Source organism: Caulobacter ginsengisoli (assembly GCF_030814835.1).
Lineage (GTDB): Bacteria > Pseudomonadota > Alphaproteobacteria > Caulobacterales > Caulobacteraceae > Caulobacter > Caulobacter ginsengisoli.
The window spans coordinates 962,169-982,566 of sequence record NZ_JAUSVS010000001.1; the positions used below are offsets into that span (position 1 = coordinate 962,169).

At 67.7% G+C, this 20,398-nt stretch carries 26 protein-coding genes and 1 tRNA gene; 6 read left to right on the top strand and 21 right to left on the bottom strand.

Features of this window, described 5'->3' with window-relative positions:
- The first annotated feature begins 123 nt into the window (after window positions 1-123).
- On the top strand, window positions 124-1,923 hold the full coding sequence (phaC, locus tag QO010_RS04840) for a class I poly(R)-hydroxyalkanoic acid synthase (RefSeq protein WP_370873721.1): 1,800 nt from the start codon (window positions 124-126) through the stop codon (window positions 1,921-1,923).
- A 98-nt stretch (window positions 1,924-2,021) separates the two neighbouring features.
- The gene (locus QO010_RS04845) at window positions 2,022-2,768 is read left to right on the top strand and encodes a hypothetical protein (RefSeq protein ID WP_307346670.1); all 747 of its coding nucleotides are present in this window, start codon (window positions 2,022-2,024) and stop codon (window positions 2,766-2,768) included.
- A 33-nt stretch (window positions 2,769-2,801) separates the two neighbouring features.
- Here the strand turns inward: QO010_RS04845 and QO010_RS04850 are convergent, their stop codons facing one another.
- From QO010_RS04850 to QO010_RS04870, 5 genes are all read right to left on the bottom strand, one after another.
- The gene (locus QO010_RS04850) at window positions 2,802-3,209 is read right to left on the bottom strand and encodes a GNAT family N-acetyltransferase (RefSeq protein WP_307346672.1); all 408 of its coding nucleotides are present in this window, start codon (window positions 3,207-3,209) and stop codon (window positions 2,802-2,804) included.
- A gap of 197 nt (window positions 3,210-3,406) precedes the next feature.
- Window positions 3,407-4,351, bottom strand: coding sequence for an N-acetyl-gamma-glutamyl-phosphate reductase (argC, locus tag QO010_RS04855; RefSeq protein ID WP_307346675.1), 945 nt, complete (start codon window positions 4,349-4,351; stop codon window positions 3,407-3,409).
- A gap of 94 nt (window positions 4,352-4,445) precedes the next feature.
- Window positions 4,446-4,910, bottom strand: coding sequence for a 30S ribosomal protein S9 (gene rpsI / locus QO010_RS04860; RefSeq protein ID WP_370873710.1), 465 nt, complete (start codon window positions 4,908-4,910; stop codon window positions 4,446-4,448).
- Window positions 4,911-4,912: 2 nt separating this feature from the next.
- Window positions 4,913-5,386 carry a 50S ribosomal protein L13 gene (gene rplM / locus QO010_RS04865; RefSeq protein WP_307346678.1) on the bottom strand — a complete coding sequence of 158 codons (474 nt, stop codon included), beginning with the start codon at window positions 5,384-5,386 and terminating at the stop codon, window positions 4,913-4,915.
- Between the two features lie 153 nt (window positions 5,387-5,539).
- Window positions 5,540-6,571 (bottom strand): COX15/CtaA family protein, encoded by a 1,032-nt coding sequence (locus QO010_RS04870; RefSeq protein ID WP_307346681.1) that lies wholly within the window; start codon window positions 6,569-6,571, stop codon window positions 5,540-5,542.
- 78 nt (window positions 6,572-6,649) lie between these two features.
- Between QO010_RS04870 and QO010_RS04875 the strand changes: the two genes are divergently transcribed.
- The 3 genes from QO010_RS04875 to QO010_RS04885 all read left to right on the top strand — a co-directional run bounded on the left by QO010_RS04875 (window position 6,650) and on the right by QO010_RS04885 (window position 7,474).
- Window positions 6,650-6,895, top strand: a complete 246-nt coding sequence (locus tag QO010_RS04875) for a GlsB/YeaQ/YmgE family stress response membrane protein (RefSeq protein WP_307346683.1) — start codon at window positions 6,650-6,652, stop codon at window positions 6,893-6,895.
- 57 nt (window positions 6,896-6,952) lie between these two features.
- Window positions 6,953-7,204: a GlsB/YeaQ/YmgE family stress response membrane protein gene (locus QO010_RS04880; RefSeq protein WP_307346685.1), complete on the top strand. Its 252-nt coding sequence runs from the start codon at window positions 6,953-6,955 to the stop codon at window positions 7,202-7,204.
- Between the two features lie 66 nt (window positions 7,205-7,270).
- Window positions 7,271-7,474: a DUF2842 domain-containing protein gene (locus tag QO010_RS04885; RefSeq protein WP_307346688.1), complete on the top strand. Its 204-nt coding sequence runs from the start codon at window positions 7,271-7,273 to the stop codon at window positions 7,472-7,474.
- A 15-nt stretch (window positions 7,475-7,489) separates the two neighbouring features.
- On the opposite strand, the gene QO010_RS04890 is transcribed toward QO010_RS04885, so the two are convergent.
- The 7 genes from QO010_RS04890 to QO010_RS04920 all read right to left on the bottom strand — a co-directional run bounded on the left by QO010_RS04890 (window position 7,490) and on the right by QO010_RS04920 (window position 11,699).
- Window positions 7,490-7,566, bottom strand: a tRNA-Pro gene (locus QO010_RS04890).
- A 93-nt stretch (window positions 7,567-7,659) separates the two neighbouring features.
- A complete protein-coding gene (locus tag QO010_RS04895) occupies window positions 7,660-8,082 on the bottom strand; it encodes a MerR family transcriptional regulator (RefSeq protein WP_307346691.1) in 423 nt (140 codons plus the stop codon).
- A 13-nt stretch (window positions 8,083-8,095) separates the two neighbouring features.
- Complete coding sequence (locus QO010_RS04900) at window positions 8,096-8,398, bottom strand: integration host factor subunit alpha (protein ID WP_307346694.1); 303 nt, start codon at window positions 8,396-8,398, stop codon at window positions 8,096-8,098.
- 88 nt (window positions 8,399-8,486) lie between these two features.
- Window positions 8,487-9,458: a beta-ketoacyl-ACP synthase III gene (locus QO010_RS04905; protein WP_307346697.1), complete on the bottom strand. Its 972-nt coding sequence runs from the start codon at window positions 9,456-9,458 to the stop codon at window positions 8,487-8,489.
- A gap of 5 nt (window positions 9,459-9,463) precedes the next feature.
- The gene (plsX, locus tag QO010_RS04910) at window positions 9,464-10,531 is read right to left on the bottom strand and encodes a phosphate acyltransferase PlsX (protein WP_307346700.1); all 1,068 of its coding nucleotides are present in this window, start codon (window positions 10,529-10,531) and stop codon (window positions 9,464-9,466) included.
- A gap of 116 nt (window positions 10,532-10,647) precedes the next feature.
- Complete coding sequence (locus QO010_RS04915; RefSeq protein WP_307346703.1) at window positions 10,648-11,169, bottom strand: YceD family protein; 522 nt, start codon at window positions 11,167-11,169, stop codon at window positions 10,648-10,650.
- Window positions 11,166-11,699: a ubiquinol-cytochrome C chaperone family protein gene (locus tag QO010_RS04920; protein ID WP_307346705.1), complete on the bottom strand. Its 534-nt coding sequence runs from the start codon at window positions 11,697-11,699 to the stop codon at window positions 11,166-11,168. The genes QO010_RS04915 and QO010_RS04920 overlap by 4 nt, the downstream gene beginning before the upstream one ends.
- A 115-nt stretch (window positions 11,700-11,814) precedes the next feature.
- Between QO010_RS04920 and QO010_RS04925 the strand changes: the two genes are divergently transcribed.
- Window positions 11,815-12,303, top strand: coding sequence for an outer membrane protein assembly factor BamE (locus QO010_RS04925; protein WP_307346708.1), 489 nt, complete (start codon window positions 11,815-11,817; stop codon window positions 12,301-12,303).
- A gap of 113 nt (window positions 12,304-12,416) precedes the next feature.
- Here the strand turns inward: QO010_RS04925 and QO010_RS04930 are convergent, their stop codons facing one another.
- The 9 genes from QO010_RS04930 to QO010_RS04970 form a co-directional block, all read right to left on the bottom strand.
- Window positions 12,417-14,543 carry a sodium-translocating pyrophosphatase gene (locus tag QO010_RS04930; RefSeq protein ID WP_307346711.1) on the bottom strand — a complete coding sequence of 709 codons (2,127 nt, stop codon included), beginning with the start codon at window positions 14,541-14,543 and terminating at the stop codon, window positions 12,417-12,419.
- A 193-nt stretch (window positions 14,544-14,736) separates the two neighbouring features.
- Complete coding sequence (locus QO010_RS04935; RefSeq protein WP_307346714.1) at window positions 14,737-15,159, bottom strand: hypothetical protein; 423 nt, start codon at window positions 15,157-15,159, stop codon at window positions 14,737-14,739.
- 42 nt (window positions 15,160-15,201) lie between these two features.
- The gene (locus tag QO010_RS04940) at window positions 15,202-16,170 is read right to left on the bottom strand and encodes a D-2-hydroxyacid dehydrogenase (protein WP_307346717.1); all 969 of its coding nucleotides are present in this window, start codon (window positions 16,168-16,170) and stop codon (window positions 15,202-15,204) included.
- Complete coding sequence (thiL, locus tag QO010_RS04945; RefSeq protein ID WP_370873711.1) at window positions 16,170-17,213, bottom strand: thiamine-phosphate kinase; 1,044 nt, start codon at window positions 17,211-17,213, stop codon at window positions 16,170-16,172. The genes QO010_RS04940 and thiL overlap by 1 nt, the downstream gene beginning before the upstream one ends.
- The gene (gene nusB / locus QO010_RS04950; RefSeq protein ID WP_307346723.1) at window positions 17,119-17,571 is read right to left on the bottom strand and encodes a transcription antitermination factor NusB; all 453 of its coding nucleotides are present in this window, start codon (window positions 17,569-17,571) and stop codon (window positions 17,119-17,121) included. The genes thiL and nusB overlap by 95 nt, the downstream gene beginning before the upstream one ends.
- Window positions 17,568-18,032 carry a 6,7-dimethyl-8-ribityllumazine synthase gene (gene ribH, locus QO010_RS04955; RefSeq protein WP_307346726.1) on the bottom strand — a complete coding sequence of 155 codons (465 nt, stop codon included), beginning with the start codon at window positions 18,030-18,032 and terminating at the stop codon, window positions 17,568-17,570. Before ribH ends, nusB begins: the two co-directional genes overlap by 4 nt.
- 15 nt (window positions 18,033-18,047) lie before the next feature.
- Window positions 18,048-19,166: a 3,4-dihydroxy-2-butanone-4-phosphate synthase gene (gene ribB / locus QO010_RS04960; protein WP_307346728.1), complete on the bottom strand. Its 1,119-nt coding sequence runs from the start codon at window positions 19,164-19,166 to the stop codon at window positions 18,048-18,050.
- Window positions 19,163-19,756: a riboflavin synthase gene (locus tag QO010_RS04965; protein ID WP_307346731.1), complete on the bottom strand. Its 594-nt coding sequence runs from the start codon at window positions 19,754-19,756 to the stop codon at window positions 19,163-19,165. Before QO010_RS04965 ends, ribB begins: the two co-directional genes overlap by 4 nt.
- Entirely contained in the window at window positions 19,756-20,397 is a 642-nt protein-coding gene (locus QO010_RS04970; protein WP_307346733.1) for a RibD family protein, read from the bottom strand. The genes QO010_RS04965 and QO010_RS04970 overlap by 1 nt, the downstream gene beginning before the upstream one ends.
- Window position 20,398 lies beyond the last annotated feature (1 nt).

Sequence of the window (20,398 nt, forward strand, 5' to 3'; positions counted from 1 at the left end):
GCCAAAAAGGGCAAATCCGCCGCCAAGTCCTCTGGCAAAACCGCCAAGCCCAAAGCCGCGCCGAAGCCCGAGCCCGCCGCGGCCCCGCAGCCCAAGCCTCAGGCGCAGGCCGCCCCGCCGCCGATGCCCGACCCCGCCGCCTTCCTCAGCAGCGAGCAGCGGGCCAATCTCGAAAAGCTGTCGACCAACCTGGCCCGGGCCGCCTTCACCGCCCAGGGCGCCATAGCCGAAGCCGCCCTGCGCCAGGCCGAGAGCCCGGCGGCGCTCAACTCCGACCCCTTCCACGTCGCCCCGGCCCTGACCCAGGTGATGAGCGGCCTGGCCGCCCAGCCCGACCGGGTCATGCGGGCGCAAGCGGACCTGTTCTCCCGCTATCTGGACCTGTGGCAGTCCACCGCCCGCCGCATGGCCGGCGAGGAAACCACGCCGGTGGTCGAGCCCTCCAAGGGCGACAAGCGCTTCAACGATCCCGACTGGGGCGCCCACCCCATGTTCGACGTGATGAAGCAGTCGTACCTCTTGACCTCCAACTGGCTGAACGACCTGGTCGCCGAGGTCGAGGGCGTTGATCCCATCGAAAAGCGCCGGGTCGAGTTCTTCACCCGCATGCTGACCGACGCCATCTCACCGTCGAACTTCCTGATGTCCAACCCCGTCGCCCTCAAGCAGGCGATGGAGTCCAAGGGCGAATCCCTGCTCCAGGGCATGGAGAACTTCGCCGCCGATCTGCAGCGCGGCGGCGGCCAGCTGGCCATCAGCCAGACCGACATGGCCAAGTTCAAGGTCGGGGAAAACGTCGCCACCGCGCCCGGCAAGGTGGTCTACCAGAACGATATCCTGCAGCTCCTGCAGTTCGATCCGACGACCGATGAGGTGCACGAGATCCCGCTGCTGATCTTCACGCCGTGGATCAACAAGTTCTACATCATCGATCTTCGCCCGGACAATTCGATGGTCCGCTGGCTGACCAGCCAGGGCTTCACCGTCTTCGTGACCTCCTGGGTCAACCCGACCGAGGATCTGGCCGCCAAGACCTTCGAGGACTACCTCAAGGAGGGCATCTACGACGCCTCGGCCCAGGCGATGAAGCAGGCCGGCACGGACCGGGTGAACGCCGTCGGCTACTGCATCGGCGGCACGCTGCTCAGCTGCGCCCTGGCCCACATGGCCGCCAAGGGCGACAAGCGGATCAATTCGGCCACCTTCTTCGCCGCCCAGCAGGATTTCACCGAGGCGGGCGACCTGAAGCTGTTCGTCGACGACGCCTGGCTGGCCGATATCGAAAAGCAGATGGACAACGCCGGCGGCTTCCTGCCCAGCAAGTCGATGGCCGACACCTTCAACATGCTGCGCGGCAACGACCTGATCTGGTCGTTCTTCGTCAACAACTACCTGATGGGCAAGGAGCCCAAGCCCTTCGACCTGCTGTTCTGGAACAGCGACCAGACCCGCATGCCCAAGGCGCTGCACCTCTTCTATCTGCGCCACTTCTACAAGGACAACGAGCTGGGGCTGGGCAAGCTGGTGCTCGACGGCGAGACGCTGGATCTGGGCAAGGTGAAGACCCCGATCTACGTCCAGTCCAGCAAGGACGACCACATCGCCCCCCTGCGCAGCGTCTTCCGCGGCGCCAAGCTGTTCGGCGGCCCGACCACCTTCACCATGGCGGGCTCTGGCCACATCGCCGGGGTGATCAACCACCCGGACGCCAGGAAATACCAGCACTGGACCAATGACGCCCTGCCCGCCTCTATCGAGGAATGGCAGGCGGGCGCGGTCGAACACCCGGGGTCGTGGTGGCCACACTGGGGAGCGTGGCTGGCCGAGCGGTCGGGGAAGATGGTCCCGGCGCGAGACCCGACCAAGGGGCCGCTGAAGGCGATCGAGGATGCGCCGGGAAGTTTTGTGAAGGTGCGGTCCTAGAGCGGCGGCGCCAGAATGTCAGCCGAGGCTAGGTACCGAAGCGGGATTCATACTGGCCGGACACCCGCAACTTCAGACCAGTGTTCTGGGGGACGAAAATGAGCAAGGCCGGTTTGGTTTGCTCGGCGACCATGGGATTGGTTTTCGCCTTTGCGGCGTCGGAGGCATCAGCGGCGGTCACCCCACAGCAGGCAGCCCGCATGGACGGTGTGGCCCGCTATGCTGTGGTTCAGTCCTTCTGCGTGAAGATTGGTTTTCAGGTCGATGAGTCGGCCGCCAGTGCCGCCTACGATGCCTTGGTAAACGACCCGCGTTTCGTCGGCATGACGCGCGCCGAGCTGGATGCCACGTTCGATTCAAGTATCCAGCGGGTGGGTGCCGTCTTCAGCCGCGACAGCAAAGCAGCGGCCTCGAAGGCTGGAAGCCTCGACGCACGGCCAGTCATCGAAGCGTTTTTCAGGCGTATCGACGCTGTGTGCTTGGAAGCCAGCACCGACCCTGTGTTTTCACGGGCCTTCAAAGCAGCGTCCCCTGAGGTCCGCGGCGCGACTCGCACCGCCCTTGTGGGCGACCTAATGGCAAAAGGCGGGCAGGCGAGTTGGCAGACGCCTGTCATGCGAGCGCGAGCCGATCTGTTATACATTACCGGAGCCTGTAGCGCGCGGCTCCCTCGCCAGGACGTAGAGAGATACAGCGCACTGGTAGATAAGGCGGCAACTGAAAAAGAGCGCGCCTATTACAGCGACTCATTGCGCGATGGCCTAGACGCCGCAAGCGAACTGGGTTTCGACGACGGGCAGTGCCGCCGTCTGACTGCGACCTATTCCGCCGCCGTGACTTTTTGAAGGGCTGTACTCCGCCTCACGCACCCCACTCCTTCAGAGCGGCCGCGCCAGCGTCGGCCGTTCCCAGGTGATCTCCTGGCCCGGCGGGTCGACGCCGATATCGATGGCGCCCATGCGACGATAGAAGTCCGCCGCCTCCGGGTTCGATTTGATAATGACCGTCTCAGCGGACAGCAGGCCCGCCCGTTCCAACATGTGCTCGAACAGCCGCCGTCCCACGCCCCGGCCTTGGAAGGCGTCGGCGGTGAAGAAGAGGTCCAGTTCCTGGTCCCGACCGTGCGGGATCAGCTGGTAGAATCCGGCCGCCTCGCCGTTTTCCTCCAGCAGCCAGATTTCGTGACCCATCTCAGGCACGACCCAGCCGGCGGAGAACCGTTCGATCATCGCCCTGGCGGCGGGACGGTCATAGCCGTTGCTGGTGGCCATCATCTGGCGGAGCACAACGGTATCGGCGGGCGTTGCTGGGCGGAAAGTCATGTCCGAAGCCGTGGAAGATTGAGCACCGACCTAACCACACCCCGCATCCCCAGCGAAAGCTGGGGCCCATGAGTGAGGCTCCGCCCGCACGGGCTTTGCGGTCCATCTGCCCTCATGGGCCCCAGCTTTCGCTGGGGATGCGGAGGTTGAGAGGTGGAGGGCTACAGCCCCGCCTGCTCGTTCAGCCCCAGCATCAGGTTGAGGTTCTGCACTGCCGCCCCCGAGGCGCCCTTGCCCAGGTTGTCGAGCTGGGCGACCAGGCGGGCCTGGTTGGAGTTGTCCGAGCCGAACACGAAGAGGCGCATGCGGTTGGTGCCGTTGAGGTCTTCCGGGCCCAGGGTCTTCAGCTCGCGGCATTCGGCCAGGCTGGCGACCTCGACGAAATGTTCGTGCTGGTAGTGGTCGACCAGGACGGCGTGGAGTTCCTCCAGCGAAGTGGCCGGCAGCAGGCCCATCTGTAGCGGCACCTCGACCAGCATGCCCTGCCGGTAGCGGCCGACGGCCGGCATGAACAGTGGCCGGTTCAACAGGCCCGAATAGGCCTGCATCTCGGGCACATGCTTGTGCGAAAGACCCAGGCCGTAGAGCCGATAGGGAACCTCGGTGTAGTCGGGTGAAGCCTTGTCCTCGAACTCGGCGATCATCGGATTGCCGCCCCCGCTGTAGCCGGAGACGGCGCTGACCGCGATCGGATAGTCCTCGGACAGCAGGCCGGCGGTCACCAGCGGCCGGATCAGGGCGATGGCGCCAGTCGGGTAGCAGCCGGGGTTGCTGACCCGCTTGGAATTGGCGATCTCAACTCGCTGGCCCGGGTCCAGCTCCGGAAAGCCATAGGCCCAGCCCTCGGCCGTGCGGTGGGCGGTCGAGGCGTCGATGATCCTGGTCTCGGGGTTGGTGACCAGTTCGACCGCCTCGATGGCGGCGGCGTCGGGCAGGCAGAGGATCACCGCGTCGGCGGCGTTCATCAGCGGCGCGCGCACCGCCGGGTCCTTGCGATGGGCCGGATCGATATGCAGCAGCTCCAGATCCTGGCGGTCGGCAAGACGCTCGCGGATCTGCAGACCCGTCGTACCAGCCTCGCCGTCGATGAACACCTTGTGGGCCATGTCTGTACCCTCCCAGCCATGATTGGCAGCCAAAGAAAAAGGGCGCTTCGGTTTCCCGAAGCGCCCTCTGTAACGCGAGAAATGGCTCTCGCGACTAGCGCTTCGAGAACTGGAAGCTACGGCGGGCCTTGGCCTTGCCGTACTTCTTACGCTCGACGACGCGGCTGTCGCGGGTCAGGAAGCCGTGCGGCTTCAGCACGCCGCGCAGGCCGGGCTCGTAATAGGTCAGGGCCTTGGAGATGCCGTGACGCACCGCGCCGGCCTGGCCCGAGAGGCCCGAACCCTGCACGGAGACGACCACGTCGAACTGGCCGAGCCGGTCGGCGATTTCCAGCGGCTGGGCGATCATCATCCGCAGCACGGGGCGAGCGAAATAGACTTCCTGGTCGCGGCCGTTGACGGTGATCACGCCCTTGCCGGGCTTGATCCAGACGCGGGCGATGGCGTTCTTGCGCTTGCCGGTGGCATAGGCGCGGCCCAGGGCGTCGACCTTGCGCTCGGCGGGGGCGACTTCGGGATTGGAAGACAGGCTCTGCAGAGCCTCGAGACCTTCGGCCATGCTCAGACGCTCCGGGTGTTCTTGGCGTTCTTTTCAGCGAACGCGATGGTTTCGGGGTTCTGGGCGGCGTGCGGATGCTCGGCGCCGGCATAGATCTTCAGGTGGGTCATCTGCTTGCGCGCCAGGGGGCTTTCCTTGGGCAGCATGCGCTCGACGGCCTTTTCCAGCACCCGCTCGGGGAAACGCCCGGTCAGTTGCTTGCCAGCGGTGATCTGCTTGATGCCGCCGGGGTGGCCGGTGTGGCGGTAATAGATCTTCTGCTCGAGCTTGCGGCCCGTGAACTTCACCTTGTCGGCGTTGACGATGACGACATGGTCGCCGCAGTCGACGTGCGGGGTGTAATCAGCGCGATGCTTGCCGCGCAGGCGCATGGCGACGAACGTGGCGAGACGGCCGACAACGACGTTCTCGGCATCGATCACGATCCAGGCCTTCTCGACCTCGGCGGGCTTCAGAGAAGCCGTGGTCTTCATCATGGGAACAGATCCGGTTAGAGCGACGGCCTAACGGGGCCATCGACGTGAGGGGCGGCTGATACTGGCGCGCCGTCACATTGTCAACCGCGAGATGGGCTCAAGGCGTTATTTCACAACGGTTTTCTCGATACGGTATCATGATACCACATCGATCTAGAGTCGCCGGACCCGCCAGGCGAAGCCGGTGGCCAGGGCCAGCACGATGAGCGCCATGATCTGGTGCGGCATGGCCAGCCACAGGGGCGTGACGGCCAACAGGGTGGCGATGCCCAGCAGGGCCTGCACCGTCACCCCTGCCCCCACCGCCAGGGCCAGACTGCGCGCCTGCGGGGCGAGGTAGCGCGAGCCCCAGCCGCGCCAGGCCAGGGTCAGGCCGGCGGCCAGCAGCAGATAGGCGCCGAGGCGATGGTGCAGCTGCACCGAGGCGGCGTTGTGGGCGATGGTGGCCCAGAAGGTCTTGCCGGCGTAGTCGGCCGGCCAGAGGTCGCCGTTCATCAGCGGCCAGTCGTTGTAGACCTGTCCGGCATGGTTGCCGGCCACCAGGGCGCCCAGCAGGCACTGCAGCAACACCCCGCCCAGGAAGACCAGCGACCAGACCCGCCAGCGGGTCGGCTGGCTCTGCCGCGCCTTGCCGCTCAGGGCTTCCAGGCCGGTCCAGATCAGCAGGATGAAGAGGATGAAGGCCAGGCCCAGATGGATCGCCAGCCGCTCGGGCGCGACATAGACGCGGTGAACCAGGCCGCTGGCCACCATCCACCAGCCGACCAGCCCCTGCAGACCGCCCATGGCGAAGAGGCCCACGCACGGCAGGATCAGCCGGCGCGGGATCATCCGGCGGACCAGGAAGAAGATGAAGGGGACGGCGAAGGCGACGCCGACGAGGCGACCCAGCAGGCGATGGGTCCATTCCCACCAGTAGATGCCCTTGAAAGCCTCCAGGGTCATGGTCGGATTGACCAGGGCGAACTGCGGGATCTGGCGATAGCGCGAGAACTCGACCTGCCAGTCGTGGTCCGACATCGGCGGCAGGGCGCCGCTGATCGGCCGCCATTCGGTGATCGAGAGGCCCGAGCCGGTCAGCCGGGTCGCCCCGCCCACGACCACCATGGCCATGACCAGCAGCGCGACACCGAACAGCCACAGGGCGACGGCGTTCGAACGGTCCGAACGAAGAAACGAGGTCATTGACGCGACAAGCCGTCCCTTGGAGGCCTAAGTTGGGCGCTCGGGGTTTAGATAGACAGCAAGCCAAGGTCCAGCGCCATGCCGCTTCCCAGCCTGTTCGGGGTGGTCCTGATCGGCCTGATAGCCGGGACGCTGGCCCGCTGGCTGCTGGGCGCGCGCCTGGGCCTGTTCGTCACCCTGGCGGTGGGCGTGGCCGGCGCCATCCTGGGGGCCATGGTGACCGACTGGCTGTCCCTGCCCGTCGCGGGTTTGCTGGTCATGCTGGGCGCGGCCGTGGTCGGGGCAGTGGCGCTGCTCTCGGTGCTGACCCTGGTCAGGCGCTGAACGGAACCAACCCCGGGGCGGGGAATTCAAACGCCACGGGTTTAGGGAGCTGAAACCATGATGCAAATCCTCATCTTCATTCTGATCGGCATCTTCGTCGGCTGGGTCGCCAGCCTGGCGATGAACCGCCACCACGGCCTGATCGTCAACCTGGTCATCGGCGTGGTCGGCAGCCTGATCGGCCACTACCTGTTTTCGGCGTTGAAAATCTCGCTTCCCCTGCCAGCCCTTTGGGCGGACCTGTTGGTCTCGATCATCGGGGCCATCATCCTGCTGTTCATCCTCGGCCTTTTCCGCCGCCGGGCATAAGCCCAACCCCCTTGCCTTAGGGCGCGTCCTGGCCGAAGCACGCCTTCGGAAACCGGAGACGCGCCCATGGGCCCTCGCCTGCGCAAACTGATCGGCGGACTGGCGATGCTGGTCTTCCTGGCCGCGTACGTCGTCCTGGCCGTGACCCTGGTCGACTACCTGCCCCGCTGGGGCTGGCTGAAGGGCCTCTATTTCATCGTCGTTGGGATCGGCTGGGGCGTTCCGCTGATTCCCCTGCTGACCTGGATGGACAAGGGGAAGTGGCGGTGAAGGCAGAAGCGAGAATGGTCGGAGCGACAGGATTCGAACCTGCGACCCCTTGACCCCCAGTCAAGTGCGCTACCAGGCTGCGCCACGCTCCGACATTTCTCGCGGCAGACCGCGAACGGCCTGCTGTGGGGGAGCGCCCTTATAGGGGGCGTCCCCAGACCCGGCAATGGCGAAAACGACGCGTCCTAGGGTCGGCGCAAAAGACCGTCCAGCCGGGCCTTGATAGCCTCCAGATCGGCCAGCGTATCGCTCAGCCGCCCGCGGGCGGCCTCGTCCATCCCCGTATCGGCTGCGGTCTCGACTTCCGGCCAATCCCGCTCGTCCGTCGAGGGCGCGGCCCCGGTTCCCGCGGCGGCCAGGCGGCGGACGCCCTGTTCCTTGTGCAGCTTCTGCACGCCCTTGATGGTGTAGCCCTCGTCGTGCAGCAGGGCGCGGACCCCGCGCAGTACGGCGATGTCCTGGGGCCGGTAGAAACGCCGGCCGCCGGCCCGCTTCATCGGGCGGATGAAGGAGAATCGGGTCTCCCAGAAACGCAGGACGTGCTGGGGCACTCCCAGTTCGTCGGCCGCTTCCGAAATGGTGCGGAAGGCATTGGGGCCCTTCGCCACCGGGGGACCTCGACTAGTCGCCCAGGGCGCGGTCGATACGCGCCTTCATCACCTGCGAGGCGCGGAAACCGATCACCCGGCGCGGCTCGATCTCGGCCGGTTCGCCGGTCTTGGGATTGCGGCCCATGCGGGCGCGCTTGGCGCGGACCTGGAAGACGCCAAAGCCCGACAGCTTGACCGTCGCGCCATCCTCCAGCGCCTCGGCCACCAGGTCGAGGGTGCGCTCGACGAGGCCGGCGCAGTCCTGCCTGGTCAGTCCGACTTCCTCATGGACGGCCTCGGTCAGGTCCGCCCGGGTCAGGGTCGCGCCCTTCATGCTGTCTCCCCCAGCTTGGTCCGTTAAGCCTGCATGGCGCGATTATCGCGTCAAGTCAAAGGGTTCCGGTCGGCTCCGGAATCGTCGCCTAAAGGCGGATGACGCAGGCGCCCCAGGTCAGCCCGCCGCCCATGGCCTCGAGCAGCAGCAGGTCGCCCTTCTTGACCCGCCCGTCGCTCACCCCCTCGGCCCAGGCCAGGGGGATCGAGGCGGCCGAGGTGTTGGCGTGCTCGCCGACGGTCTGGATGACCTTGTGCTCGTCGATGCCCAGGCGGTTGGCGACCCCGGCCAGGATGCGCTGGTTGGCCTGGTGGGGAATGAACCAGTCGATGTCCGAAACCTCGACCCCCGCCGCCTTGGCCGCCGAAACGACCGCCTCGGAGATGTTGACCACCGCGTGGCGGAACACCTGGTTGCCCTGCATACGCAGCTTGCCGACCGTCCCTGTGGTCGAGGGGCCGCCATCGACATAGAGCAGGTCCTGCTTGGTCCCGTCGCAACGCAGGGCGAAGCCCAGCAGGCCGCGGTCGTGAACCGTCCCCTCCCCTTCGCCCGGCTCCAGGATCACCGCTCCGGCCCCGTCGCCGAACAGCACGCAGGTGCCCCGGTCGCTCCAGTCCATCAGCCGGGTCATGGTCTCGGCCCCGATGACCAGGCAGCATTTCGAATGGCCCCGCGCCACGAAGCCGTCGGCCACGGTCAGGGCATAGACGAAACCCGAGCAGACCGCCTGGACGTCGAAGGCGATGCCGACCGGGCAGCCCAGCTTGCGCTGCACGATGGCGGCGGTGGCCGGAAAGGTCAGGTCGGCGGTGGTGGTGGCGACAATGATCAGGTCGACGTCGGCCGGGGTCCTGCCGGCGGCGGCCAGGGCCTTCTTCGCCGCCTCGACCGCCAGGTCGGATACGGCCTGGTCCTCGGACGCGCGGTGGCGGCGGTGAATACCGGTCCGCTCCACGATCCAGTCGTGGCTGGTATCGACGATCTTGGCCAGATCCTCGTTCGTCACCACGGTTTCGGGCAGGAAGGCCCCGACGCCGGTCACCACGCTACGCAGCACTGGGCCTACTCCACTTTATCGTCCGGCGCCGCCGGCGGGGCGGTTTCGGACGTCACGGCGGTCAGCCGTTTGATGTTGCGGTCTATCTCGGCCGTGAAGTCGCTGCGCGCAAGGTCAACGGCGACGCGGATGGCGCTGGCATAGCTGCGGGCGTCGGCCCCGCCGTGACTTTTCACCACGATGCCGTTCAGGCCCAGCAGCGGTCCGCCGTTGGCGCCGCCCGGATCCAGCTTCTTGCGCATGGCCCCCAGCGACCCGGCGCTCAGCAGCGCCCCCAGCATCGACAGCGGATTGGCGGTGAAGGCGGCGCGCAGCTCGTTGGCGAAGAACCGCGCCAGTCCCTCGGCGGTCTTCAGGGCGATGTTGCCGGTGAAGCCGTCGGTGACGATGACATCGACCGTGCCCTTGGCGATGTCGGTGCCCTCGACGAAGCCGTAATAGTCGAGGTCCAGGGTGGTGGCTCGCAGCAGGGCATGGGCGCCGCGCACCTCGTCATGGCCCTTCTGGTCTTCCGAGCCGACATTGAGGATGCCGACGCTGGGCCGGGCCGACTTGTAGACGGCGTGGTGGAAGGCCGCGCCCATGATGGCGAACTCGACCAGCTGCTCGGCGTCGCTCTCGACGTTGGCGCCGACATCGAGGACGGCGGTGATTCCCTTGGCGGTCGGCCAGCCGGCGACGATGGCCGGGCGGTGGATGCCCGGGGCCATGCGCAGCACCAGCATGGCGATGGCCATCAGGGCGCCGGTATTGCCGGCCGAGACGCAGGCGCCGGCCTCGCCGGTCTTCACCGACTCCGCGGCGTTCCACAGGCTGGAGCCCTTGCCGCGGCGCATGGCCTGGGCGGGCTTCTCGTCCATGGCGATGAACTTGTCGGTGTGGCGGACCTCGCAGAGCGGGCGCAGCACGGCATGCTTGGCCAGTTCGGCCTCGATCAGCTTCTCATCGCCATGCAGCAGGAAGCGGACCTCAGTTCCGTATTGGCGCGCCGCGAGGGCCGCGCCGGCGACGGTCACGGACGGGCCGTGATCGCCGCCCATGGCGTCGATCGAAAGTGTCAGGCTTTCAGGCAAGATGGCCAGCGCTCCGTGGCGGACGGCCAGGCTCGGCCGCGCGGCCGGACGATACCGCCGGATGAGCCGGATGCAAGTAGCTCGCCGAAAGCAAGGCTGGCCTCGCAAACCTGTATTCAGTTGGAATCATCGGCCTTCAACTTCCGGAGTATGGCGAAGGGCGATGCCGGGGTTTCCTCCGGCGGCGGTTCGAACACCGCCCCGGGTTTGCGGGGGAACGGGTCCAGTTCCAAGGCCAGGTGCTCGACGACATAGCCGGCCAGGTCGATGCGGTCGCTCTCCAGCACGTCGGGCGGATCGTCGCCCTCCAGATCGACCTCGATCTCGTCGCCGATCGTCTCAGTGGGGGCGTTGGGGCTGCCGGCCGGGACCATGCGGACAAAGACCTGCCCCTCGACCCGCTCGGGGAAGTCCTCGGCGCTGACGCTGCAGGTCTGGGTCACCTCGGCGACGAAGGCGCCGGTCAGCTCGGCGCCGTCCAGCCAGGCCTTGAGGGCGAGGTCGGCGGTGAGCGATTCGATCGAGACCAGGCCAAGCTGCCGGGCGACAGCCTTGCGGGCCGCGGCGTCGGCCTCCAACCGAATCTTGGTCGGCGCGCGCTGGATCTCGCCCAGGCGAATCTCGTGCGTCCAGCTCACGGCGCGGGCGCCCAGGCGACCTGGCCGGCCAGCAGGGCGTCGTCCGGCTGGGCTTCCAGGGCCTGACGGGCGGCCAGCACGTAGTCGGCCATGACCTCGACCTGGGCGTCCTCGACGCCCTCCAGCAGGGTGCGGCTAACCAGCGCGGTCAGGGAGGTCCGGTCCGGCAGACCGTCGAAGGCCTGCTCGTAGGACCGGCCCCGGCCGTAGAAGGCCTCGCCCAGGGTCTTCATCCGCTTGGGCACCGCCAGATCGCCGACGCCCAGCTCGCGGAAGGCGTCGTCCAGGCCGCGCAGATAGGCGTTGAACAGCGCCTGGCTGGTCTCCGCCGCCGCCTCACCGCCGCCGCGCAGGCGTTCGACCAGCAGAATAACGTGCAGCGTATAGAGCTCGAAACGGCCCTCCCGGGTGTCCGGGACGCGGCCGGCGGCATAGAGGCTGGGGCTGCGCGCCTGGCTCACCGCGGCCTGGTAGAGGGCCGCGCCGGCGGCCTTGGCGGGCCTGGGCTTGAGCAGCCGGTCGAGTATCATAGGGTTCGCCTCGATTTCGCCGTGGGCGGCGCTTAGTGCTTGGGGCGTTGAACTAAGCCGCCGAGGGCGCTAGGTCAAAGCCTGCGCTCGCTCGCGCGCCCCGTTCGGAGACGTCATGTTTCGCAAGTTCGCCTTCGCCGCCGCCGCCGCCAGCCTGATGGCGACCGGCGCCTGCATGCCGATCACCACCTATTCGGGCTTCCAGGCCGTCGAGGCCAGCCCCGCCGATGTGAAGATCGGCGAGGACTCCAAGTCCTCGGTGCTGAACAAGCTGGGTTCGCCCTCGGCGACCTCGACCTTCGATCCCAACATCTGGTTCTATATGAGCCAGATCACCGACCAGGTGGCCTTCTACCAGCCGCGCGTCGCCCGCCGCGAGATCTATGCGGTGTCCTTCGACAAGGACAGCGAAGCGGTGGTGTCGGTGAACAAGTACACGCTGAAGGACGGCAAGATCATCGCCTATAACGACCGCGAAACCCCGACCCGCGGCCGCGAGATGACCATCCTCGAACAGCTGCTCGGCAACGTCGGCCAGGGCGGCCTGCTGCCCAACAGCGACGACGAGGGCGTCCCGGGCCAGCGCCCGAGCGACCGGCGCTAGAATCACCGCTCATCCCCGCGCAAGCGGGGACCCAGGCTTCCTCTGTTTCGCCCAAACAAAAACGCCCCGGAGATCGCTCTCCGGGGCGTCTTCTTTTGTCTCGATCGGATCGTTTAGCCGATGACGCCCTTGGCCAGGACGGCCAGCAGCAGCAGCGCCACGATGTTGGTGATCTTGATCATCGGGTTCACCGCCGGGCCGGCGGTGTCCTTGTAGGGGTCGCCGACGGTGTCGCCGGTGACGGCGGCCTTGTGGGCTTCGGAGCCCTTGCCGCCGTGGTGACCTTCTTCGATCAGCTTCTTGGCGTTGTCCCAGGCGCCGCCGCCCGAGGTCATCGAGATGGCGACGAAGAGGCCCGTGACGATCACGCCCATCAGCATGGCGCCCAGGGAAGCGAAGGCGTCGACCTTGCCGGCGATGGCCTTGATCACGAAGAACAGGACGATCGGCGAGACCACCGGCAGCAGCGAGGGGATGATCATCTCGCGGATGGCGGCCTTGGTCAGGATGTCCACGGCCTTGCCGTATTCCGGCTTGACCTCATAGGTCATGATGCCGGGGTTCTCCTTGAACTGGCGACGGACCTCGGCGACCACGGCCTCAGCGGCGCGGCCCACGGCGGTCATCGACATGCCGCCGAACAGGAAGGGCAGCAGCCCCCCGAACAGCAGGCCGACCACGACATAGGGGTTGGACAGGTCGAAGCTGACCGCGCCCATGCCGTCGAAGAACGAGCCCGGCTCGGCGTTGGCCGAGAAGAACTTCAGGTCTTCGGTATAGGCGGCGAACAGCACCAGGGCGCCCAGGCCCGCCGAACCGATGGCGTAGCCCTTGGTGACGGCCTTGGTGGTGTTGCCCACGGCGTCCAGGGCGTCGGTGGAGACGCGGACTTCCGGCGGCAGGCCGGCCATCTCGGCGATACCGCCGGCGTTGTCGGTGACGGGGCCGAAGGCGTCCAGGGCGACGATGAAGCCGGCCAGGGACAGCATGGTGGCGGTGGCGATGGCGATGCCGAACAGGCCCGCCAGGTTATAGGTGACGATGATGCCGACGATGATGGTCAGGGCCGGCAGGGCGGTGGATTCCAGGGACATGGCCAGGCCCTGGATGACGTTGGTGCCGTGGCCGGAGACCGAGGCCTTGGCCACCGACTTCACCGGGCGGAAGCCCGTGCCGGTGTAGTATTCGGTGATGACCACGATGGCGGCGGTGACGGCCAGGCCGACCATGCCGCACCAGAACAGGGTATCGGCGCCAAAGGTCTGGAGGCCGACCGTGACGTCGGACTTGACCAGTTCATGGGTGACCCACCAGACCGCGCCAATGGACAGCACGCCGGTGACGATCAGGCCCTGGTAGAGGGCGCCCATGATGTTCTGCTTCTTGCCCAGACGCACGGCGAAGGTGCCGATGATCGAGGTGACGATGCAGACGCCGCAGATGGCCAGCGGCAGCAGCATCATGTTGCCGACGATTTCCTGGCCTTTGAAGAAGATGGCGGCCAGGACCATGGTGGCGACCGTGGTCACCGCATAGGTCTCGAACAGGTCGGCGGCCATGCCGGCGCAGTCGCCGACGTTGTCGCCGACGTTGTCGGCGATGGTGGCGGCGTTGCGGGGATCGTCTTCCGGGATGCCGGCTTCAACCTTGCCGACCATGTCGCCGCCGACGTCGGCGCCCTTGGTGAAGATGCCGCCGCCCAGACGGGCGAAGATGGAGATCAGCGAGGCCCCGAAGCCCAGGGCGACCATCGAATCGACCACTTCACGGCTGGTGTTCTCCAGGCCCAGCGGCCCGGTCAGCACCGCGAAATAGCCCGCCACGCCGATCAGGGCGAAGCCGGCGACCAGCATGCCGGTGATGGCGCCCGAGGTGAAGGCCAGGTTCAGACCCTTGGCCAGGCTCTCGGAGGCGGCCTGGGCGGTGCGGACGTTGGCCCGGACCGAGATCAGCATGCCGGCGAAACCGGCCAGGCCCGACAGGACCGCGCCGATGCCGAAGCCGATGGCGGCGTGCCAGCTGATCAGGACGCCGACGATGACCAGGATCACCACCCCGACCATGCCGATCGTCATATACTGACGGTTCAGATAGGCCTGAGCGCCTTCCTGGATGGCGGCGGCGATTTCCTGCATCTTCGCGTTGCCGGGCGACTTGCGCATCAGCACAGCGGTTTGCAGCGCGCCGTAGAGCACGGCCAGCAGGCCGGCTACGATCGCGAGCCAGAGAAAATTGATCATTAGCAAAGCGCCCCTCTTGTTCTTGCGCATGAGCAGCCGTCGACGGGCGTCGCGACCGCTCTCTTGTTGCCCTGACGCGCGAACGCACGTCTCCCAGAGCCTTAAAGAAGACCGTGTTTGCCAAATACGCCGCCCCGGCGCAATGGCGCCGCTCCAAGCAAGACAAACTGGCGCAAGGGCGCCCCTGGTATTGCTAGCGCGTGGGGTTGCTGACCCGGCGGCGGGGGGTTTCGAGGACCAGGGTCACCGAGGCCAGGTTCTCGGCCCCGACCAGAGCGGCCGCCTCGCGCATCAGGCTGGCCTTGAGCTTGGCCTGGTCCAGGCGGTTGTAGTCAGTGGCCAGGGTGAAGGGCGTGCGGTGGCCGGCCCGCACCAGGGCGTCGCGGAAGTAGGGTTCCTTCTCGCGCATCTTGTTGGCGTCGGCCCGCGTCGAGAGGTTCACCCGCACCGTGGCGAAGACGTAGTTGAGCAGCCGGCCGTTGACCCCGATCGGCAGGGCGACCGGCGAGATGTCGACATATTGCCCGACCTTGTCGCTCTTCTTGTCGCCCTCGGCCTCGGCCACGCCCGCGACAGCGAGCATGGGAGCGGCGGCGAGGAGGTCACGTCTGCGCATGACCGCAAGGTCTAGGCCGACAAGGTTACCGGCCCCTTGCCGTCAGAGCCCGACCTCGGCCTTGCTGGCCTCGTTGAGCAGCGGCTCGCCCGCGCGGAAGCGTCGCAGGTTCTCCAGGAACAGCTCGTCGCCCCGCCGCAGGGTGCCGTTGCCGGCGTTGGAGGCGTGGGCCGTGACCCGGACATTGGGGTGAGTCCATGGCCAGCTGCCCGCCGGCAGCGGCTCGGCGCGGAAGACGTCGAGCACCGCAAAGCCCGGCCTGCCCGCCTCCAGCCCGACGCGCAGGGCGTCCTCGTCGACCAGCTCGCCCCGGCCGATATTGATCAGGATGGCGCCCGGCTTCATGGCCGCGAAGAAGGCGGCATTGGCGATGTCGCGGGTCTCGTCCGTCAAGGCGCAGGCCAGCACCACCACATCGGCCTGGGGCAGCAGGTCCGGCAGCTCGGCCTGGGTCGCCATGCGGTCGACCAGCGGGTCGGGCTGGGCGGAACGGCGGACGGCGGTGATCTGGGCGCCGAATCCCTTCACCCGCCTGGCGATCTCGTGGCCGATATTGCCAAAGCCCACCAGCAGCCAGTGGCTGGAGCCGATCTCGGTGAAGGGCACGCGCTTCCATTCCCGCGCGTCCTGAGCGGCCTGCTGGGCGGCGATGGGGTGCAGCAGGCTGATGCCGTGGGCGACGACATATTCGGCGATGGGCGGGGCCTGGGCGCTGCTCTTGGAGACCCGAAGGCCCTTTTCGAACAGGATGCGGAACACCGGATTGTCGAGGCCGGCGTTGAAGGTCTGCACCCACTGGCCGCGCGAGCCCTGGCCGATATGTTTGAAGAAATGGCCCAGGCCCGCGCCGAACGCGTCCAGGCTCAGCCAGTAGAGCTCGGGATCCACCTCGGCCGCGTCGCGACTGAGCGTGCCGTCGGGGGCCAGGGTGACGATGTCGAGATCGGGGGCCAGGGCCCGCAGGCGGTCCCCTACCCGCTTCAGCGCGGCCTCGGTCAGCAGCAGTTGCATCAGTGGCTCCAGCCCAGACGGTCGGGGGTGACGACTTCCCCCTGGAAGCGGGTGGTCTGCTCGCCCTCGGTCAGCCGACCGACGACGGTGGCGGGCACGGCGCCGACCTCGGCCTGGAAGGCTTCCAGGGCCTGCGGCGCGACGGCGCAGACGATTTCATAGTCGTCGCCGCCGGTGGCCAGGGCGATGCGGGCGCCGGCCTGATCCTCCTGCCGTTCCAGCCAGCGCGCGGCGGCGGGCGACAGGGGCAGGCGTTCCAGCTCGATCTCCAGGCCACAGCCGCTGGCCGTGGCGATGTGGCCCGCATCGGCCAGCAGGCCGTCGGAGACATCGGCGGCGGCGCTGGCATGCCGCAGGGCCACGCGCCATCCCAGGCGGGGCTCGGGAAGCTGGTAGCGGCGGACGAGGTAGCTGTCCGGCTCGGTGAACTCGCCCTGCAGCGCCTTCAGGCCCAGCCAGCCATCGCCGATCATTCCGCTGACCACCAGCAGGTCGCCGGGCTTGCCGCCACCGCGCCGGACCATGCCGCCGGGATCGACCCGGCCCATCATGGTGGCCGACAGCGTCCAGGGACCGGGGGTGGAGACCGTGTCGCCGCCCAGCAGGCTGAGCCCGAAGGCGCCCTGGTCGGTGGCCAGGCCCTTGGCGAACATCTGGCGGCGCCGCCAGTCGGCGTCCCTGGGCCAGGCCACGGTCATCAGATAGCCGAACGGCACGGCGCCCTTGGCGGCGAGATCCGACAGATTCACCCGCAGCAGCTTGCGCGCCACCATGTCGGGCCGGTCGGAGGCCAGGAAATGCACGCCTTCCACCAGGCAATCGCTGGTGACGACGATCTGGTTGGCCTCGTCGATCTCGGGGATCAGGGCCGCATCGTCCAGCAGGTCGAACGCCTCGGGCGCGCCGCGCGTCAGGGGACGCAGCAGGCGCGCGATCCAGTCGAACTCGTCAACCGGCTCGCTCATCCCGCGCGATTCCATCCAGGGCGCCGTTGACGAAACCGGCTTCGGGGCCCTCGAAGAAGGACTTGGCGATCTCGACATATTCGTCGATGGCGACCTCGACCGGCACGTCGGGCCGGCGCATCAGCTCGAAGGCGCCGGCGCGCAGGATGGCCCGCAGGGTGGCGTCCAGCCGCTCCAGCCGCCAGCCCTCGGCCAGCCGGCGGATGACCGCCTTGTCGATCAGGCCCTGCTCGGCCACCACGCCCCGCACCAGCTCGCCGAAGAAGGCTTCATCGGCAGCGGCCAGGGTCTCGCTGCCCTCGCCGTCCAGCCCGCGGTCGAAGCGGTGCTCGCTGAACTCGCGGACCACGGCCTCGGCCCCGACGCCGCTGACTTCCATCTGATAGAGGGCCTGCACGGCGGCCAGACGGGCGACCGAACGTTTCTGGCGGCTCATCGCGCCCCGCCCAGCAGTTGGCGCTTGATCGAGACCATTTCCAGCGCCGCCCGCGCCGCGCCGCCGCCCTTGTCGCCCTCGGAGATGCGGGCGCGGGCCCAGGCCTGGTCCTCGTCCTCGACGGTCAGGATGCCGTTGCCGATCGCCAGCCGCTTGCCGATGGCCAGGTCCATCAGGCCCCGGGCCGACTCGTTGGAGACGATCTCGAAATGGTGGGTCTCGCCACGGATGACCACGCCCAGCGCCACATAGCCGTCATAGCGCACGCCGGCCGGGCGATGGCCGCCCTCGTCCGCCAGGGCGATCACGGCCGGAATTTCCAGCGCGCCCGGCACGCTGATCACGTCATGCTCGGCCCCGAACGCCTGAATGGCCTGCACGGCGCCGTTCAGCAGTTCGTCCGACAGGTCGGAATAGAACCGCCCCTCGACGATCAGAATGCGCACGGGGTCTTCCTGCATGGTCGCTCTCAAAACCTATTCGGCGCCTGCAATGGGCGCTCGGCCGACGATCTTCAAGCCATAACCTTCCAGGGCCGCCGGCTTGAAGGCGCTGGAGGTCAAGAGGGTCATGTCGCGGACCCCCAGGTCCAGCAGGATCTGGGCGCCGACGCCATAGTCGCGGATGGCGTGCTGGCGGAACTGCGCCCCGGCCGCCATCTCGCCGCCGTAGCGTTCCGACAGCCAGGTCGGGTTGGGATCGCGGATGAACACCGCCACCCCCGGGCCGTCATGGGCGCCGATGGCCTTCAGGGCATTGGGCACATAGTCCCGCCGCGCGCCCACGAAGCCCAGCAGGTCGCCGGCGAAGTCGACCTGGTGCATGCGCACGAGCGTGGGCTTGCTGGCCTCGATCCGTCCCTTGACCAGGGCGATGTGCTCGCAGCGGTCGATCAGGTTGCGATAGATGATCATCCGGAACTCGCCGCCATAGACGCTCTCGAACGGCGTCTCCAGCACCCGCTCGACCTGCCGCTCGTTGCGGCGGCGGTAGGCGATCAGGTCGGCGATGGTGCCGATCTTCAGGCCATGCAGCTGGGCGAAGGCGACCAGGTCCGGCAGGCGGGCCATGGTCCCGTCGTCCTTCATGATCTCGCAGATCACCCCGGCCGGGATCAGCCCGGCCATGCGCGAGATGTCGACGGCCGCCTCGGTATGGCCGGCGCGGACCAGAGTCCCGCCGTCCTTGGCCACCAGCGGGAAGACGTGGCCGGGCGAGACGATGTCGTCGGGGCCCTTGCCGGGGTCGATGGCCACGGCGACCGTGTGGGCGCGGTCATGGGCGGAGATGCCGGTGGTGACGCCCTCGCGGGCCTCGATGGAGACGGTGAAGGCTGTGCCCATGCCCTCGCGGTTCTCCGAAGCCATCGGCGGCAGGCGCAGCTGGCGGGCGCGGTCGGCGGTGATGGAGAGGCAGATCAGGCCGCGCGCATGACGGGCCATGAAGTTGATCTGGTCGGGGGTGGCGAACTGGGCCGGGATGATGACATCGCCCTCGTTCTCGCGGTCCTCGGCGTCGACCAGGATGTAGGGCCGGCCGTTGCGGGCGTCCTCGATGATGTCCTCGATCGGGGAGATGGGGGTGTCTTCGCTCATGACGCAGTCTCCTGCCAGCGGGCGAGGTAGCGCGCCAGCATGTCGATCTCGAGATTGACGCGGCTGCCGGGCTTCAGGGCGCCCAGGCTGGTCACGTCCCAGGTGTGGGGAATGATGTTGAGGCCAAAGACATCGTCCTCGACCTCGTTGACGGTCAGCGACACGCCCTCGACGGCGATGGAGCCCTTGGCGGCGATATAACGGTGCAAAGGCCGGGGCGCGCGGATGCGGTAGCGGTGCGAGCCACCCTCCGGCTCGATGCTCAGCACCTCGCCGACGCCATCGACGTGACCGGAGACGACATGGCCGCCCATCTCGTCGCCGAGTTTGGCGGCGCGTTCCAGGTTGACCCGCGTTCCTTCACCCCAGTCCCCCAGGGTCGTCTTGGAAAGCGTCTCTTCGGAAACCTCGACCGCGAACCAGCCCGGTCCCTTTTCCACCACCGTCAGGCAGCAGCCGGCATGGCTGATCGACGCGCCAAGGTCGATGGTGGCGGTGTCATAGGCCGTCTCGACCTCGTAGCGGCGGTCGCGGTTGGTCTGGCGGACCGAGCGGACACGGCCCACGTCGGTGACGATGCCGGTGAACATCAGCTTCTCCCGTAACGCTCCCAGAGATCGTCGCCGACCTCGTGGATACTCAACCGCCGAAACCGCGGCGCAGCGGCCAGGGCCTTCAACGGAAAGGCCCCAACCGCCGGACGCCCCTCGTCGCCCAGCACGATGGGCGCGCGGAACCACTCGACCGCATCGACAAGGTCGGCGCCCAGGAAGCTGGCCGCCACCTGCCCGCCGCCCTCGATCATCACCGCCCCGACCCCGGCCGCTTCCAGCGCCGCCAGGGCGGCGGCCGGATCGACCCGGCCATCGCTCGCCTCGACTTGCAGCACGGTGACCCCTGCGTCAGTCAAACGGTCGTTTGAATCTTTTGTGGTGACGACAATGGTCGGGATGCGGTCGGCGGTTTCGACCAGCTTGCAGGCCGGTGGAATGCGCAGCCGACTGTCCAGCACCACCCGGCGCGGCTGCGGGCCGACATAGCCCGGCAGGCGCACGGTCAGTTCCGGATCGTCGGCGATCACCGTATCCACCCCCACCAGCACCGCCATGTGAATGGCGCGCAGGCGGTGGACCTCCTCGCGGGCCGCCGGACCGGTGATCCAACGGCTTTCCCCGGAGGCGGTGGCGATGCGTCCGTCGAGCGAGGTGGCCAGTTTGAGCGTGACGCTCAAA

Bases quoted from the DNA above. Each gene is read 5' to 3' on its own strand.
- phaC (WP_370873721.1), top strand. From the start codon at position 124: ATGCCCGACCCCGCCGCCTTCCTCAGCAGCGAGCAGCGGGCCAATCTC.
- QO010_RS04845 (WP_307346670.1), top strand. From the start codon at position 2,022: ATGAGCAAGGCCGGTTTGGTTTGCTCGGCGACCATGGGATTGGTTTTC.
- argC (WP_307346675.1), bottom strand. From the start codon at position 4,351: ATGGCCCACAAGGTGTTCATCGACGGCGAGGCTGGTACGACGGGTCTG.
- rpsI (WP_370873710.1), bottom strand. From the start codon at position 4,910: ATGGCCGAAGGTCTCGAGGCTCTGCAGAGCCTGTCTTCCAATCCCGAA.
- rplM (WP_307346678.1), bottom strand. From the start codon at position 5,386: ATGATGAAGACCACGGCTTCTCTGAAGCCCGCCGAGGTCGAGAAGGCC.
- QO010_RS04870 (WP_307346681.1), bottom strand. From the start codon at position 6,571: ATGACCTCGTTTCTTCGTTCGGACCGTTCGAACGCCGTCGCCCTGTGG.
- QO010_RS04875 (WP_307346683.1), top strand. From the start codon at position 6,650: ATGCCGCTTCCCAGCCTGTTCGGGGTGGTCCTGATCGGCCTGATAGCC.
- QO010_RS04880 (WP_307346685.1), top strand. From the start codon at position 6,953: ATGATGCAAATCCTCATCTTCATTCTGATCGGCATCTTCGTCGGCTGG.
- QO010_RS04885 (WP_307346688.1), top strand. From the start codon at position 7,271: ATGGGCCCTCGCCTGCGCAAACTGATCGGCGGACTGGCGATGCTGGTC.
- QO010_RS04900 (WP_307346694.1), bottom strand. From the start codon at position 8,398: ATGAAGGGCGCGACCCTGACCCGGGCGGACCTGACCGAGGCCGTCCAT.
- QO010_RS04920 (WP_307346705.1), bottom strand. From the start codon at position 11,699: ATGATACTCGACCGGCTGCTCAAGCCCAGGCCCGCCAAGGCCGCCGGC.
- QO010_RS04925 (WP_307346708.1), top strand. From the start codon at position 11,815: ATGTTTCGCAAGTTCGCCTTCGCCGCCGCCGCCGCCAGCCTGATGGCG.
- QO010_RS04930 (WP_307346711.1), bottom strand. From the start codon at position 14,543: ATGATCAATTTTCTCTGGCTCGCGATCGTAGCCGGCCTGCTGGCCGTG.
- QO010_RS04935 (WP_307346714.1), bottom strand. From the start codon at position 15,159: ATGCGCAGACGTGACCTCCTCGCCGCCGCTCCCATGCTCGCTGTCGCG.
- QO010_RS04940 (WP_307346717.1), bottom strand. From the start codon at position 16,170: ATGCAACTGCTGCTGACCGAGGCCGCGCTGAAGCGGGTAGGGGACCGC.
- thiL (WP_370873711.1), bottom strand. From the start codon at position 17,213: ATGTCGAGATCGCCAAGTCCTTCTTCGAGGGCCCCGAAGCCGGTTTCG.
- nusB (WP_307346723.1), bottom strand. From the start codon at position 17,571: ATGAGCCGCCAGAAACGTTCGGTCGCCCGTCTGGCCGCCGTGCAGGCC.
- ribH (WP_307346726.1), bottom strand. From the start codon at position 18,032: ATGCAGGAAGACCCCGTGCGCATTCTGATCGTCGAGGGGCGGTTCTAT.
- ribB (WP_307346728.1), bottom strand. From the start codon at position 19,166: ATGAGCGAAGACACCCCCATCTCCCCGATCGAGGACATCATCGAGGAC.
- QO010_RS04965 (WP_307346731.1), bottom strand. From the start codon at position 19,756: ATGTTCACCGGCATCGTCACCGACGTGGGCCGTGTCCGCTCGGTCCGC.